The organism is Klebsiella sp. OBRC7 (assembly GCF_000293135.1).
In the GTDB taxonomy this organism is placed as follows: Bacteria; Pseudomonadota; Gammaproteobacteria; order Enterobacterales; family Enterobacteriaceae; genus Klebsiella; species Klebsiella michiganensis.
In genome coordinates, this window is record NZ_ALNJ01000085.1 from 249,036 (window position 1) to 263,046 (window position 14,011).

Annotated in this window: 12 protein-coding genes, 3 pseudogenes, 1 riboswitch and 1 other annotated feature; of the genes and pseudogenes, 3 read left to right on the forward strand and 12 right to left on the reverse strand. The window is 58.0% G+C overall.

What is annotated here, in order from left to right; all coding sequences use genetic code 11:
* Window position 1: 1 nt before the first annotated feature.
* The 4 genes and pseudogenes from HMPREF1144_RS17330 to HMPREF1144_RS17345 all read right to left on the reverse strand — a co-directional run.
* Window positions 2-409 (reverse strand): annotated as a pseudogene (locus HMPREF1144_RS17330) (TonB-dependent receptor domain-containing protein); the annotation flags it as partial.
* Between the two features lie 149 nt (window positions 410-558).
* The gene (locus HMPREF1144_RS17335) at window positions 559-1,875 is read right to left on the reverse strand and encodes a voltage-gated chloride channel family protein (RefSeq protein WP_009653541.1); all 1,317 of its coding nucleotides are present in this window, start codon (window positions 1,873-1,875) and stop codon (window positions 559-561) included.
* 79 nt (window positions 1,876-1,954) lie between these two features.
* Window positions 1,955-2,016, reverse strand: a riboswitch (Fluoride riboswitch).
* Between the two features lie 98 nt (window positions 2,017-2,114).
* Window positions 2,115-2,654 carry a septation protein A gene (locus tag HMPREF1144_RS17340; RefSeq protein ID WP_004850115.1) on the reverse strand — a complete coding sequence of 180 codons (540 nt, stop codon included), beginning with the start codon at window positions 2,652-2,654 and terminating at the stop codon, window positions 2,115-2,117.
* A 52-nt stretch (window positions 2,655-2,706) separates the two neighbouring features.
* Window positions 2,707-3,450 carry a YciC family protein gene (locus HMPREF1144_RS17345; protein WP_004850117.1) on the reverse strand — a complete coding sequence of 248 codons (744 nt, stop codon included), beginning with the start codon at window positions 3,448-3,450 and terminating at the stop codon, window positions 2,707-2,709.
* Between the two features lie 313 nt (window positions 3,451-3,763).
* Between HMPREF1144_RS17345 and ompW the strand changes: the two genes are divergently transcribed.
* Window positions 3,764-4,402: an outer membrane protein OmpW gene (ompW, locus tag HMPREF1144_RS17350; protein ID WP_004121296.1), complete on the forward strand. Its 639-nt coding sequence runs from the start codon at window positions 3,764-3,766 to the stop codon at window positions 4,400-4,402.
* A gap of 120 nt (window positions 4,403-4,522) precedes the next feature.
* Here ompW and HMPREF1144_RS17355 read toward each other — a convergent pair whose 3' ends face one another.
* On the reverse strand, window positions 4,523-4,768 hold the full coding sequence (locus HMPREF1144_RS17355; protein ID WP_004850121.1) for a YmjA family protein: 246 nt from the start codon (window positions 4,766-4,768) through the stop codon (window positions 4,523-4,525).
* A gap of 214 nt (window positions 4,769-4,982) precedes the next feature.
* Complete coding sequence (locus HMPREF1144_RS17360) at window positions 4,983-5,687, reverse strand: SDR family NAD(P)-dependent oxidoreductase (RefSeq protein ID WP_009653430.1); 705 nt, start codon at window positions 5,685-5,687, stop codon at window positions 4,983-4,985.
* A 121-nt stretch (window positions 5,688-5,808) separates the two neighbouring features.
* On the opposite strand from HMPREF1144_RS17360, the gene HMPREF1144_RS17365 reads away from it, so the two are divergent.
* Complete coding sequence (locus tag HMPREF1144_RS17365; RefSeq protein ID WP_004850125.1) at window positions 5,809-6,708, forward strand: LysR family transcriptional regulator; 900 nt, start codon at window positions 5,809-5,811, stop codon at window positions 6,706-6,708.
* A 154-nt stretch (window positions 6,709-6,862) separates the two neighbouring features.
* Here the strand turns inward: HMPREF1144_RS17365 and HMPREF1144_RS17370 are convergent.
* Window positions 6,863-7,072, reverse strand: a pseudogene (locus HMPREF1144_RS17370) (zinc-binding alcohol dehydrogenase family protein); the annotation flags it as partial.
* A 24-nt stretch (window positions 7,073-7,096) separates the two neighbouring features.
* Between HMPREF1144_RS17370 and HMPREF1144_RS33700 the strand changes: the two are divergent.
* Window positions 7,097-7,306: pseudogene (locus tag HMPREF1144_RS33700) on the forward strand (MarR family winged helix-turn-helix transcriptional regulator); the annotation flags it as partial.
* Between the two features lie 42 nt (window positions 7,307-7,348).
* Here the strand turns inward: HMPREF1144_RS33700 and trpA are convergent.
* From trpA to HMPREF1144_RS17395, 5 genes are read right to left on the reverse strand one after another with little or no spacing between them, the layout of a single operon-like run.
* Window positions 7,349-8,158, reverse strand: a complete 810-nt coding sequence (gene trpA, locus HMPREF1144_RS17375; protein WP_004850129.1) for a tryptophan synthase subunit alpha — start codon at window positions 8,156-8,158, stop codon at window positions 7,349-7,351.
* Window positions 8,158-9,351, reverse strand: coding sequence for a tryptophan synthase subunit beta (gene trpB, locus HMPREF1144_RS17380; RefSeq protein ID WP_004850131.1), 1,194 nt, complete (start codon window positions 9,349-9,351; stop codon window positions 8,158-8,160). The genes trpA and trpB overlap by 1 nt, the downstream gene beginning before the upstream one ends.
* Window positions 9,352-9,360: 9 nt before the next feature.
* The gene (gene trpCF, locus HMPREF1144_RS17385; protein ID WP_009653446.1) at window positions 9,361-10,719 is read right to left on the reverse strand and encodes a bifunctional indole-3-glycerol-phosphate synthase TrpC/phosphoribosylanthranilate isomerase TrpF; all 1,359 of its coding nucleotides are present in this window, start codon (window positions 10,717-10,719) and stop codon (window positions 9,361-9,363) included.
* 3 nt (window positions 10,720-10,722) lie between these two features.
* On the reverse strand, window positions 10,723-12,318 hold the full coding sequence (gene trpD / locus HMPREF1144_RS17390) for a bifunctional anthranilate synthase glutamate amidotransferase component TrpG/anthranilate phosphoribosyltransferase TrpD (protein ID WP_004850135.1): 1,596 nt from the start codon (window positions 12,316-12,318) through the stop codon (window positions 10,723-10,725).
* The gene (locus tag HMPREF1144_RS17395) at window positions 12,318-13,880 is read right to left on the reverse strand and encodes an anthranilate synthase component 1 (RefSeq protein ID WP_004850136.1); all 1,563 of its coding nucleotides are present in this window, start codon (window positions 13,878-13,880) and stop codon (window positions 12,318-12,320) included. The genes trpD and HMPREF1144_RS17395 overlap by 1 nt, the downstream gene beginning before the upstream one ends.
* Before the next feature lie 35 nt (window positions 13,881-13,915).
* Window positions 13,916-14,011, reverse strand: a sequence feature (Trp leader region).

A 14,011-nucleotide genomic window follows, 5' to 3' on the forward strand; every position in this document is an offset into this window, starting at 1 on the left:
GTTAGAAGGAGATCGTGACGCCAGCGTAATAGGCGCGACCCGGTTCGTTATAGGTCGAAGCCCCTTCGTTTTCACGAAAAATTTGCTTATCGAACAGGTTACTGATCCCGGCGTTCAGGCGCAGGTCTTTCATTAGCTGATAGTTGCCGCCGATACCAACCACGGAATAGGAGCCCACTTCATTGGTGGCCAGTACGCCGTTTTCAGTACGAATTTCCGCATATTCCCGCGGTTTCTGCCGACCGTACAGGGTCCAGTTGACGTTCGCCGAAAACTTGCTGGTCACCTGCCAGTCGAGCAGGGTATTGATGGTGTATTTCGGAATAACGGACAGCGGGTTTCCGGTATCTTTGTTTTCCGATTTGATCATATAAGTGGCATTGGTGCGCCAGCTGAGCGTATCGACAATGACCGGAACCAGGTGACGCCGGCGTTGTAACCGTTCAGGTTAAACTCAAGGCCGATTTAAATCCTCACAATTGCCGCAACTTTGCGGTATGTGGTAGATATCATGAAGAAACCGGCGAGCCTGAACCCTCCGGTTTCCGGGCGCGTTCGTCAGGAGGTGGGGGTTTCGTTGTCGGTTTTTTGACGGCGTGTTTGCGATTGGTACCGCGCCGGGAGCTCAGCCAGTCTGATGTCGGTCGGGACATAGCTTTGTTTCAGGCAGGCTATGCGCTGGGAACGATAAATACCGGTATAGCCCGAGACCAGCCATGCCACCACGCAGGCCAGCGCCGCGTAAACACCGATTTCCGCGCCAAACAGCTCAATTGCCATCAGCGTCGAGGCGATGGGGGTATTCGCCGCGCCGGCAAAGACGGCGACAAAACCTATCCCGGCCAGAAAACTTAGCGGCATATGCAGCAGAGGCGCCAGCGCATTGCCCAGCGTCGCGCCGACGTAAAACAGCGGGGTGACTTCGCCACCTTTAAATCCGCTGCCTAAAGAGACAACGGTGAAGATCAATTTGCCGAAGCAATCCCACGGCGCCAGCGGATGCTGGAAAGCGTCCACTATCACCGGTATGCCCAGGCCAATATAGCGCTCTCCGTGCAGCAGCCAGACGGCGCCGGCAATCACCAGTCCGCCAATAAACGGCCGCAGCGGCGCGTAGTGAATCCGTTTTTTCATAAAGGCGCCGACCGCATGCGTGCTGTCGGCGAAAATGCGCGCCGCGAGGCCAAAGCAACAGCCGGCGATAATGATGGCCAGCAGCGTCCAGAGCGTCAGCGTGGGAAAGCCGGTAATAAAATAGTGCGTATGCTGCACGCCCCACATGATGCCGACCCGATCGGCGATAATCGCGGCAAACAGACAGGGAAGAATGGCGCTGTAGTCCATCCGTCCGATAGCCAGGACCTCGAGCCCGAATAGCGCTCCGGCGAGAGGGGTACCGAAAACCGAAGAGAAACCGGCGCTGATCCCGGCCATCAGTATCATTCGCCGGGCATCGTCGTTAAGGCGGAAAAGGACCGTAAAACGGTCGGCAATCGAGGCACCCATCTGCACCGCCGTGCCTTCACGCCCGACGGAGGCGCCAAACAGATGAGAAACAACGGTGCCGAAAAAGACCAGCGGCGCCATGCGCAAGGGAATGACGCGCTGAGGGTCGTGAATCTCATCCAGAATCAGGTTATTGCCGGCCTCCACGCGGGTGCCGTAGCGCAGGTAGATCCAGCCGACGGCAAAACCGGCCAACGGCAGGAGCCCGATAAGCCAGCGGTGAGCTTCACGCGTTGCCGTGGCCCACTGCAGTGAGAAAAGAAAAAACGCCGATGCCGTACCCGCCAGTACCGCGATGATAAAGGCGAGGAGCAGCCATTTTCCGAGGAAGAAAAGCAGAGAGAGTGATGAAAAGCGGTTTGCACGCATCGTCAGTTCCTTAGAAGATTAACCTTCCCGGACGCGGTGCCTGCAATTCAGGTATGCCTGCCCATTCCCGGTCCGGGAATAAAAAGCAGGCATCATTAGCCAAATGGCGGTTCAAGGAGGAATGCCATCTCCTGTGAGAAACAGCTTACATTACGAATCGTTTCAGCTGAAGCGATTTATGCGAGAGGGGAAAAGCGAAGAACGCGGCACGCCGTCCGACGTGCCGTGGGAAAGCCAGCTTAGTGGTTGTCGTCCTGCGGCATATGGCGATAGATATACACGCCGCTCAGCAGGGTGAAGATCAGCGTCAGGGCAGTCAAACCAAAGACCTTGAAGTTGACCCAGATATTCTGCGGCAGCCAGAAAGCGATATAGATATTCGCCAGTCCGCAAAGGATGAAAAACACCGCCCAGGCCAGATTCAGACGCGACCACACCTGCTGCGGCAGCGTCAGCTCTTTACCCAGCATGCGCTGGATCAGCGGCTTCTTCATCACCCACTGGCTAAACAGCAGCGCGCTGGCAAACAGCACATAGATAACCGTCACCTTCCATTTAATAAACTCATCGTTATGGAAGAAGATGGTTAAGCCGCCAAATACGGCCACCAGCACAAAGGTAATCAGCGCCATTTTCTCGACTTTACGATAGCGCACCCAGCTGTAAATCAGCACGATGGCGGTAGCGATAATCAGCGCGGTCGTCGCGGCGTAGATATCATAAAGCTTGTAGAATGCGAAGAAGACTACCAGCGGTAAAAAATCCAGAAACTGCTTCATACATCGATTCCGTCGTTCAGGTTGGGGCAGGGAGCACCCGCCCCGGATTAGGTTAGTTACGAATGAGCATATACAAGCGAAATAAATAGATCAGCAACAATGCGGAGATAAGATTGCTGAGGGTATTTATTACCACCGCGCCAACGTTTGGCGTCAGGACCGCGAAGCTGGAGGCAAACAGCAGCAGCAGCGTTTTCGCCAACAGCCAGCCGATAATAGCCGGCGCCACCAAACGTACGTTGGCCCAGGCCAGACGCATACTGCTACGCATGGCGCTGAAAATCCCCATTTTATCCTGCACCAGCATAACCGGTGCGAAAGAGAGCACGATAGCCAGCAGGACGCCCGGCACCACCACCAGCATCATTCCCATCTGCACGATAAACGTCGTCAGCAGGATCAGCAGCAGCAGCTTTGGCAGCACCGGCGCAGAAGCGCCGATCGCGCGCAGGGCGCTGACTCGCTGGCCGGCGGAGACCATCTGAATCATGAGCAGAACGCCGCCGGCAAGAATGGCGTTACCTACCAGCCCTGAGAAGGTGGAGGCCGCAGACGCGCGCAGCAGGATTTGCTGCTGCTCCGGCGTCATGCTCTGGACCAGTTCAAACAGTCCGCCGCTACCCGCCAGGCTATCGCCCTGGCTCAGTATTGACAGCTGCTCTTCACTGGGTGAAAAGGCATGGCCAAGTACTACCGTAATGAACGCGCATAGCAGCGCAATCAGCAGGATAGTAACGAACTGATTGCGGAAAAAGTTCCCGGTGTCACGGTAGACGGACTTCGCCGTGATAGACATGCATTCTCCTTGAGTATTGCAGGTGTTAACTAGCCGGCGATTGTACCGCAAATCGCGGCTGGGTAGCAGCCTCTGCTCCTGCACGCTAAGTATATCTTTGTAAATAGAAGAGGAAATCAGCGAAGCGCTGTTCGGAGTACCATAAATGAAGAAACTTGATATCACACGCTTATCACTGATTGTATTGAGAAAGTGAAAATTAATCTGGATCAATAAATGTTAAATTTGCCCACTTAATGTGATCTATGTTGGATCAAGCATACCTCTTTGTATGTATATTCTTGCGCTGAATAACCATAACGAGGAAGTGGGTATGAAAAAGTTAGCAGCGGCGGTTGTTATTCTGAGCAGTCTTTCCGGCAGCAGCGTCTGGGCGCATGAAGCCGGGGAATTTTTTATTCGCGCGGGTTCGGCCACGGTCAGGCCGACCGAAGGCGCGGGCGGCACGTTAGGCAGCCTGGGGGGCTTTAACGTCAGCAATAATACGCAACTGGGTTTGACGTTCACCTATATGGCAACGGATAACATCGGCGTTGAACTGCTGGCCGCCACGCCGTTCCGCCATAAAGTCGGGACCGCGGCAACCGGCAATATTGCGACCGTTCACCATTTACCGCCGACGCTAATGGCGCAGTGGTATTTTGGCGACTCCAGCAGCAAGCTGCGTCCATACATTGGCGCGGGTATCAACTACACGACCTTCTTCGATGAGAGCGTGAACGATACGGGTAAAAAGACCGGCATATCCGATCTGAGCCTGAAAGACTCCTGGGGGGCGGCAGGACAGGTGGGGATGGACTATCTGATTAACCGCGACTGGCTGATTAACATGTCGGTGTGGTACATGGATATCGACACCACCGCCAACTATAAGCTGGCGGGCGCGCAGCAGCACGACAGCATCCGTCTGGATCCGTGGGTGTTTATGTTCTCTGCGGGATACCGGTTCTAAAGTCTCAGGTAAAGCTGGTCGCAATGACCAGCTTTATTGCACGTCCCGACGCGAAGTCCGTTGCTGCGATTGCCGATGCGTCATTTGCCGCAAGCACTCCCGGAACGTCCGCGTCAACCGCTACTCATTACCCCATTTATTCAGGAATACCGCGATATCATCGATGCGCTGCCGATTGATGCCCGCTTGTATGGCCATCTCTCCCTGCGCCTCCTCGCTGATTTCTTCGTTATTCATCAGCCGCGTAATCAGCAGTTGAAAATAGCGCGCCAGGGGCTCACGTTCTGACTCGCTGACGGGCTCGGCGGACTCCGTCGAATACTCATCCGCAATGTCGTAATATTTCAGTGGTACTTCCTCGTGCATAAATCGCTCCCGGTTGACGTTGTGCCTGCATTTTCTGGCTTGAATAATATCACCCCTGCCTGGCTTTAGCTCAGGAACGCCCGGAAAAACGTATGACTAGCCCACACTATGCGCAACGGGTCCAGAAACTCTCCATCATCGGGGTGTAATAGCGTAAAAAGCGAAAATTGACTGCCATGAACCTGTCTGCACGCCATTAATACGCATAGACTTATCACCACGGCACGCGACATCCGCGATAATCCAGATACTCTAATCCGGGACGATTTTGTTTTTCCAGCAGGACGTTCACCAGCGAGGGGATGGTCTCTGCAATGGTAAGCGGGGCGCTCTCGCCGCCAAGGGCTGTGCGGATCCACCCCGGCGCCATGACCACCATCGGATGCGATACGCTGGCAGGGCGGGCGGCAAAGCTGCGCATAAACATATTCAGCGCGGCTTTGCTCCCGCGATACAGCTCGCGCTGCCCGCCGGTATTATTGCTCAAACTGCCTTGCCCTGAGGACATGACGCCAATCAGTCCCTGCGGCAACACGACATCTTGCAGACTTTCTATTACCCGCATTGGCGCGAGCGCGTTGGTCAACATGACATGAATAAACTCTTCCGTCGCGATTTCGCCGATGGTTTGTGTCGGATCGCGGTTGGTGGTGCCCGCGTTGACGAACAGCATATCCAGCACGCTATCGGCAAGCGCATTGCGCAGCGCCGCGATCCCGTCGCTATCACAAATATCCAGCGCCTCAATGCGCACCCGTCCAGGATAAGCCTCGGCCAGATGGTGCAGCGGCGTCGTTTGTGAGAGATCGCGTACGGTGCCGATGACCTGCCAGCCATGCAGCAGAAACTGTTCAGCCATGGCGTGCCCAAGCCCGCGTGACGCGCCTGCGATCAATACTGTTTTAGGGGAAGTGACCATGAGCATAACTCCTGAGCAAAAACATGATGGGGTAAATATAGGCTGGTGCTGTAGCAGGCGGAAGGCGCAGCATTTGCAATAATAAAGTGCATCAGACGCCTTATCCTGGAGTGGAGAAAAGATGACCGATCCTGATTTCAATTTACTGGCGGCGCTGGATGTACTGTTGAGCGAGAAAAGCGTTGCCGGTGCGGCTAAACGGCTTGAGCTCAGCGCTTCGGCGATGAGCCGCACGCTGACGCGCCTACGGCAGGTCACCGGCGACCCGCTACTGGTCAGAGCCGGGCGAAACATGGTGCTGACTCCGCACGCAGAAAGTCTGCAGGCGCGGGCAAAAAACGTTGTCTCCGAGATGCGCGCGGTGCTCAACGCTTCGCCTGTGCCGCTGAGTTTATCGACCCTCGAGAAGCGATTTACTTTGCGGACCAATGAGGGATTTATAGACGCTTTTGGCCCGGCGCTGGTGAATGCCGTCGCGCGGGAAGCTCCGGGCGTGACGCTGGAGTTTGTCGCTAAGCCGGAGAAAGATGCCCGATTTTTACGCGAGGGGCGGGTGGACCTGGAAATTGGCGTACTGAAAAATATGGGGCCGGAGATCCGCCTGCAGGCGCTGTTTCGCGATCGTTTTGTCGTCGCGCTGGCCAAAAACCATCCGCTGGCCGCCTTGGCCGACATGTCGCGGGAACAATTTGTTTCCGTGGGGCACGTCATTACCTCCCGTCGCGGGTTGATACGCGGGCCGGTTGATGACGCGCTGGCGGCGTGTGGCATGCGCCGCAGGATTGCCGCGGTGGTGCCTGCTTTTTCCGCCGCGCTGGCCGTGGCCCGGGATTCTCAGCTCATCGCCGTTGTCCCGGCCTCCTGCCTGCAGAGCGCGGCGGGAAAAGCGATGGTCGCTTTTCCTCTCCCGGTGAGTACGCCGGAGATAACGGTGTCACAAATGTGGCATCCTCGCCACGAGCATGAATCGGCACATCGCTGGCTAAGGCAGCTGGTGCGCAGAGTGTGTCGACAACCATAAAAAAAGCCCGCACAAGTGCGGGCAAAAATACTGGAAGCAATGTGAGCAATGTCGTACCGAATACCTGAGCTATTTGCTCAATTATTCGGTAATGAGAAAGATAATATTTCTCATTTAAGATATCAACCCTAACTTTTGTGCAGAAGCGATTTTTTTAATCGACGACAAAGACGGTGCGTTTCTGGCTGTCGTCCTGCGGCCACGCCGTGGCGACCTCGCGAAGCGGCCGGGGAGTCGTGGCGATAGTCAACCCGCCGGCGACGGCGGCCTGCAGCATTTCCCCGGTGGCGGCCAGCAGCTGGGGCACAGCAAGGCTGCCAATTCCGCTGCCCATCAGCTGCAGCGGCGCAGAGCGCAGTACCGCTCAGAGCAATATCGGCGACGGAAAGGGCAGGTGAAAAAGCTGGAAGCGCTGGGGCTGGCGCGAAAGCAGCCCAATGCGAAATACCGGCGGATTAGCGAAGTGACGCTCAGCGAAGCGGGCCAGGAGATGATTACACGCATTGCGCAAGCAAGAACGCGGCTGATGAATGAGGTGCTGGCGGGGTGGACGCAAGATGATGTGCTGGCGCTGTTTCGTCTATGCCGGCAGCTTGCAGCAGAAACCGCCGCCCGGCGCGGGACCGGGCGGCGGACTAGCTTACACGGCTTTGGTGGCGGCCTTCAGACTTTGCGCAAAGGCTTTCAGTTCGGCGAGCATAGCCTGCGGGTCATTCACGTTACGCTCGATGATTTTGACAATGGCAGAGCCGGAAATCGCGCCGGCCGCGCCTGCGTCAATCGCCGCGGTCACCTGCTCCGGCGCCGAGATGCCAAAACCCTGCAGCGGCGGCGCGGCGTGGTACTCGGCCAGCTTTTCAATCAGATGATGCAGCGGCAGCGCGGCGCGGTTTTCCGCACCGGTCACGCCCGCCCGCGACAGCAGGTAGGTATAACCGCGACCGTAAGAGGCGATCTGGCGCAGCAGATCGTCATCGGCATTGGGCGGGCAGATGAAAATCGGCGCAATATTGTGGCGCAGCGCGGCCTGGCGGAACGGCGCGGACTCTTCCACGGGGACATCGGCAACCAGCACGGAATCGACGCCCGCGCGTTCGCACGCGGCGTAGAATTCATCAATGCCGGGGCTGAACACCAGGTTGGCGTACATCAGCAGGCCGATAGGAATGGTAGGGTGTTTCTGGCGAATCGCCGTCAGCATTTCGAAGCACTGCGCGGGGGTCACCCCGGCGGCAAAAGCGCGCAGGGTGGCGTCCTGAATGGTCGGGCCATCCGCCAGCGGGTCGGAGAAAGGAATGCCCAGTTCCAGCGCGTCGGCACCGGCTTCAATCAGCGTATCGATAATTTTCAGCGACTGTTCCGGATTCGGATCGCCGAGGGTGACGAAGGGAACAAACGCGCCTTCCCGGCGAGCTTTCAGTTGTGCAAACAGCGTCTCATAACGTTCCATCAGATTTCCCCTCGCGCTTTTAAAATATCATGTACGGTGAAGATGTCTTTATCGCCGCGGCCGGAGAGGTTAACCACCAGCAGCTGCTCTTTTTCCGGGTTTTCACGCATCATTTTCAGCGCGTGCGCCAGAGCGTGGGAGGATTCCAGCGCCGGGATAATCCCTTCATGGCGCGATAGCTCTTTAAAGGCCTCCAGCGCTTCGTCATCGGTAATCGACACGTAATCGGCGCGGCCAATACTGTTTAAATAAGCATGCTGCGGGCCCACTGATGGGAAATCCAGCCCGGCGGAGATGGAGTAGGACTCCTCAATCTGGCCTTCTTCGGTTTGCATCATCGGCGATTTCATACCGAAGTAGATGCCTACACGACCGTGCTTAAGCGGCGCGCCATGCTCGCCGGACTCAATACCGTGACCTGCCGGCTCCACGCCAATCAGGCCAACGGCGGTTTCGTCGATAAAATCGGCGAACATACCGATGGCGTTCGATCCGCCGCCAACGCAGGCGATAACCGCATCCGGCAGGCGACCTTCTTTCTCGAGGATCTGCGCTTTGGTCTCCTCGCCAATCATGCGCTGGAATTCACGCACGATCGTCGGGAACGGGTGCGGACCTGCGGCGGTGCCGAGCATATAGTGGGCTTTTTCGTAGCTGCCGGACCAGTCGCGCAGGGCCTCGTTGCAGGCATCTTTTAGCGTAGAAGAGCCGCTATGAACCGGGATCACTTCCGCCCCCATCAGGCGCATGCGGAAAACGTTCGGCGACTGGCGTTCGATATCCTTCGCGCCCATATAGATGCGGCACTTCAGGCCGAGCAGGGCGCTGGCGAGGGCAGAGGCCACGCCGTGCTGGCCGGCGCCGGTTTCGGCGATAATTTCCGTTTTGCCCATCCGTTTCGCCAGCAGAGCCTGGCCGAGCACCTGGTTAGTTTTATGCGCGCCACCGTGCAGCAGGTCTTCACGTTTCAGATACAGCGTCGTGCGGGTGCCTTCAGTGAGGTTGCGGCATTTGGTCAGCGCCGTCGGACGACCGGCGTAGTTTTTCAGCAGGTCGGTAAATTCGGCCTGGAATGCCGGATCTTTTTGCGCGCTGACGAACGCGTCTTCCAGCTGGCGCAGGGCGGGCATCAGGATCTGCGGAACGTACATTCCGCCGAATTCGCCAAAGTAGGGGTTCAGTAAAGTACTCATTGTTGCTCCTTAATATGCGCGCAGCGTTTGAAACACAGAGGACACCTTGTCGGCATCTTTAATACCCGGCTGCGACTCTACGCCTGAATTAAAATCGAGTCCGGCACAGCCGCTTTTGGCGGCTTCTACGCAGTTATCGGCGCCGAGGCCGCCTGCCAGCATGACGTTATGCAGGTCCTGGCCCTGCAGCAGGGACCAGTCGAAACGCTGGCCGGTGCCGCCCTGACCGTTGTCGAGAACGTATTTATCGACATGGCGCAGATCGCGCGGCGGTAGCGTTTCACCTACGCTGAGGGCTTTCCAGATTTGCACCTTCGGCGGAAGCTCGGCGCGCAGGGTATCAATATAGGTCTGGTCTTCGCTGCCGTGCAGCTGTACGGCGGCTAAGTCGAGGTTTTCCGCCCGGGCGATCACTTCCGCCACCGGGGTATTGCGGAATACGCCGACATAGTTCAGAGGCGCGCTGGCGATCACCGCTTGCGCCTGCGCCTCGTTCACCGCGCGTGGCGACGTCGGGACAAAAATCAGGCCGCCGTAAACCGCGCCGGATTCATACGCCACCAGGGCATCCTGGGGGCGGGTCAGGCCGCAGACCTTATTCTCGCCGAGCAGCACGCGCTTCACGGCGGCGTTCAGATCGTCGTGCTCCATCAGCGCCGAGCCAATCAGGAAACCGTTGGCGAAGTGGCTCAGTTCACGCACTTCCGCGTAGGTATGGATGCCGGACTCGCTGATCACCGTGACATCGTGACCGAGCTTAGGCGCCAGGGTGCGGGTACGGTTGAGATCAATCGACATGTCGCGCAGATCGCGGTTGTTGATGCCGACCACTTTCGCCTTCAGCGCAATCGCGCGCTCCAGCTCCTCTTCATTACTCACTTCGGTCAGCACGCCCATGTTCAGGCTGTGCGCGACGGCGGATAGCTGGCGATACTGCTCATCATCCAGCACTGAAAGCATCAGCAGACAGGCGTCGGCCTGGTAGTAGCGCGCCAGGTAAATCTGGTAAGGATCGATGGTGAAGTCCTTACAGAGAATCGGCTGCGGCGCGACCTTGCTGACCATCGGCAGGAAATCAAAGCTGCCCTGGAAATATTTCTCATCGCACAGCACCGAGATAGCCGAGGCGTAGTGCTTGTAGACGCCGGCGATGGCCGCCGGGTCAAAATCTTCGCGAATCAGGCCTTTTGATGGCGAGGCCTTTTTGCACTCGAGAATAAACGCGGTGCGGGTTCCGGCGAGGGCATCGTAAAAATTGCGCTGCGTCGGTACCACTTCATTTTGAAAACTGGTTAACGGTTGTTGTTGTTTGCGGGCTTCTACCCAAATCGCTTTGTCGGCCACGATTTTTGCTAAAACGGTCTGCATTTTTTACCCTCTTGCCGCTAATGCGGTCACTCTGTCATAGGCCGCTCCGCTATGCAGCACATCGATGACTTGCTGAGCGTTGGCCTTCAGGTCTTCGTGTCCATGTAAACGCATCAACATGGCGACGTTGGCGGCAACGGCGGCTTCGTGAGCGGCTTCACCTTTACCTTGTAGCAAGCGCGTAAGAATGTCACGGTTTTCTTCCGGCGTGCCGCCTGCCAACTGCTCCTGATGGTAAGGCGTCAGGCCAAAGTCGGCGGCGGTGAGCTGGTAGCTCTTGATTTCGCCATGGTTCAGTTCCGCGACCACCGTCGGCGCGTGCAGCGACACTTCATCCATACCGCCGCTATGCACCACCGCGGCGCGCTGGTAGCCCAGCACACGCAGGGTTTCCGCGATCGGCAGCACCAGTTCCGGGCTATAGACGCCAATCAGCGCCAGCGGCGGATGAGCCGGGTTGATCAGCGGCCCAAGCACGTTAAACAGGGTGCGGGTTTTGAGCTGCTGACGGACCGGCATCGCGTGGCGGAAACCGGTGTGGTACTTCGGTGCGAACAGGAAGCAAACGCCCAGTTCATCCAGCGCCTGGCGAGATTTATCGGCATTCATATCCAGGTTGATACCGAACGCCGCCAGCAGGTCGGAGGAACCGGATTTACTCGATACGCTGCGGTTACCGTGCTTTGCGACCTTCAGGCCGCAGGCGGCGGCTACAAACGCGCTGGCGGTCGAAATATTGATACTGTTGCTGCCGTCGCCGCCGGTACCGACGATGTCGGCAAATGGATAATCCGGACGCGGGAACGGCGCGGCGTTTTCCAGCAGCGCGGTGGCGGCGCCGGCGATTTCCTGCGGATGCTCACCGCGTACTTTCATGCTCACCAGCGCGGCGGCCAGCTGCTCGGGTTTGACTTCACCGCGCACCACCGCAGAGAACAGCTGATGGCTCTCCTGCTGGCTCAGGGTTTCGGCCTGGTACAGTTTTTCCAGAATCGGCTGGAGGGTGTTGGTCTGCTCCAGCTTCTGCAGCGCCCAGGCCAGGGTTTGCTCCAGCAGGCGTGCCCCCTGGGTGGTCAGAATCGACTCAGGGTGGAACTGGAAGCCGCAGACGCGATCCGCGTCGTGGCGCACCGCCATCACCATACCGTTGAAGTGGGCGTTGATGGTGAGTCCGGCCGGGATATTGCTGCCCACCAGCGAGTGGTAGCGGGCGACCGGCAGCGGATTGCTCAGTCCGGCAAACATCGCCTGGCCATCGTGCTCAATGCTTGACGCCTTCCCGTGAAGAATTTCACCGGCCTGACCGACGTAGCCGCCGTAGGCTTCGACAATCGCCTGGTGGCCGAGGCAGATACCGATAATCGGCAGTTTGCCGCGCATGCGGGTTAGCAGCTCCGGCATACAGCCCGCCTCGCTCGGCGTCCCCGGCCCCGGAGAAAGCATCAGTACCGGATTTTTCATGGTGCCGATGCGCTCAATCAGCGCCTGCGCCGGGACGGAGTTGCGGTAAATCACCACGTTATGGCCGTTCGAACGCAGCTGGTCTGCCAGGTTATAGGTAAAAGAGTCGATATTATCGAGCAGCAGAATGTCGGCCATTAGAAAATCTCCTTCGCGTGGTGGGCCTGGGCGATAGCGCGCAGCACCGCGCGAGCTTTATTACGGGTTTCATCCGCTTCTGACTGGGGAACGGAGTCGAGCACGATACCAGCGCCGGCCTGCACCGTGGCGACGCCATCCTGCACGTAGGCGGAACGGATCACGATGCAGGTATCGAGGTCGCCGTGGGCGGTAAAGTAGCCCACCGCGCCGCCGTAGCTGCCGCGGCGTTTGCCTTCAGCGGCGGCGATAAGCTGCATAGCGCGCACTTTCGGCGCCCCGCTGAGGGTGCCCATGTTCATACAGGCACGGTAGGCATGCAGAACGTCAAGGTCGCGGCGCAGCTCGCCAACCACGCGGGAGACGAGGTGCATCACAAAGGAGTAGCGGTCGACTTTGGTCAGGTCGGCGACGTAGCGGCTACCCGGCGTACAGATGCGCGCGAGGTCGTTACGCGCAAGGTCGACCAGCATCAGATGCTCGGAGAGCTCTTTATGGTCGGTGCGCATCTCCAGCTCAATGCGGCTGTCGAGATCGCGATCCAGCGAACCATCCGCGCGGCGGCCGCGCGGGCGGGTGCCGGCAATGGGATAGATTTCAATCTGACGATTAGTGGCATCGTACTTGAGAGAACTCTCCGGCGACGCGCCGAAGAGGGTGAAATCGTTGTCCTGCATAAAGAACATGTACGGGCTCGGGTTGCTTTTCTTCAGCACATCATAAGCGGCCAGCGGCGACGGGCAGGGCAGCGAGAAGCGGCGTGACGGCACGACCTGAAAAATCTCGCCCGCGCGGATGGCGCGCTGCATTTTACGCACGACGGCGCCGTACTCTTCGTCGCTCTGATCGCAGTCGCAGCTCATTTCGGCAACCGTGGTCACCGGCAGCGGCGCCGGAGGCTCGTTTAGTTGCTGACGAAGCTGAGCGAGCCGCTGTAGCAGACGCTGTTTTTCGCTTTCCAGCGGCGTGAACAGGCTCGCCTGGATCCGGGTATTTTTGGTCTGATGGTCGATAACCAGCAGCGTTTCCGCCAGATAGAAGCAGTAATCCGGGCAGGCGGTGTCGCTCTCCAGCGGCGGCAGGTCTTCAAAGCCAGCGACCAGGTCATAGGCGAACAGGCCGCCGAAGAACATCGCTTCGCGCTCCTCCTGCGGGACGGTTATCAGATCCTGCAGCAGGCGAAAAGCGTCGAATACCGAGAGTGAACACAGGCGGGCATCTTCATCCAACAGCGCGCTGACCGGCGGGAAGGTTAATACCCTGCTATTTGGCTGACGCTGGTTATCGATGCCGGATGGCAGCGCGCTATCCAGCAGTTCGAGTAACGCCGTACCGTTGGCGGAAAATGCGTGAATAGTGACAGTGTCACCTAGCGCGGTAATGCGCAGCGCGCTATCCACCAGCAGCAGGCTCTTTAAATCATCCTTACTGTCGATATCCGCGGATTCCAGCAGCAGGGTGGCTGGACGCGAGCCGCATAGCTGGTGGAACAGCGCCGTGGGGTTTTCCCGATAGATGGCGTCGCTGGTGAGAAGCTCGAGTGCCGGTTTTGATGTTTGCATTATTGTTGTCGCCTGTTCGCTATAATAATTTGTCCAATAAAAAGCCCGCTCATTGGCGGGCCGGGTATCTGTATGCTGAGTGCAAAACGCGATCACGCCGCCCGATAACAGGAGTTGCGCCACCAGCCGTG

Bases quoted from the DNA above. Each gene is read 5' to 3' on its own strand.
- trpA (WP_004850129.1), bottom strand. From the start codon at position 8,158: ATGGAACGTTATGAGACGCTGTTTGCACAACTGAAAGCTCGCCGGGAA.
- trpD (WP_004850135.1), bottom strand. From the start codon at position 12,318: ATGGCCGACATTCTGCTGCTCGATAATATCGACTCTTTTACCTATAAC.
- HMPREF1144_RS17355 (WP_004850121.1), bottom strand. From the start codon at position 4,768: ATGCACGAGGAAGTACCACTGAAATATTACGACATTGCGGATGAGTAT.
- HMPREF1144_RS17345 (WP_004850117.1), bottom strand. From the start codon at position 3,450: ATGTCTATCACGGCGAAGTCCGTCTACCGTGACACCGGGAACTTTTTC.
- HMPREF1144_RS17365 (WP_004850125.1), top strand. From the start codon at position 5,809: ATGACCGATCCTGATTTCAATTTACTGGCGGCGCTGGATGTACTGTTG.
- HMPREF1144_RS17340 (WP_004850115.1), bottom strand. From the start codon at position 2,654: ATGAAGCAGTTTCTGGATTTTTTACCGCTGGTAGTCTTCTTCGCATTC.
- trpB (WP_004850131.1), bottom strand. From the start codon at position 9,351: ATGAGTACTTTACTGAACCCCTACTTTGGCGAATTCGGCGGAATGTAC.
- trpCF (WP_009653446.1), bottom strand. From the start codon at position 10,719: ATGCAGACCGTTTTAGCAAAAATCGTGGCCGACAAAGCGATTTGGGTA.
- HMPREF1144_RS17395 (WP_004850136.1), bottom strand. From the start codon at position 13,880: ATGCAAACATCAAAACCGGCACTCGAGCTTCTCACCAGCGACGCCATC.
- ompW (WP_004121296.1), top strand. From the start codon at position 3,764: ATGAAAAAGTTAGCAGCGGCGGTTGTTATTCTGAGCAGTCTTTCCGGC.
- HMPREF1144_RS17335 (WP_009653541.1), bottom strand. From the start codon at position 1,875: ATGCGTGCAAACCGCTTTTCATCACTCTCTCTGCTTTTCTTCCTCGGA.
- HMPREF1144_RS17360 (WP_009653430.1), bottom strand. From the start codon at position 5,687: ATGGTCACTTCCCCTAAAACAGTATTGATCGCAGGCGCGTCACGCGGG.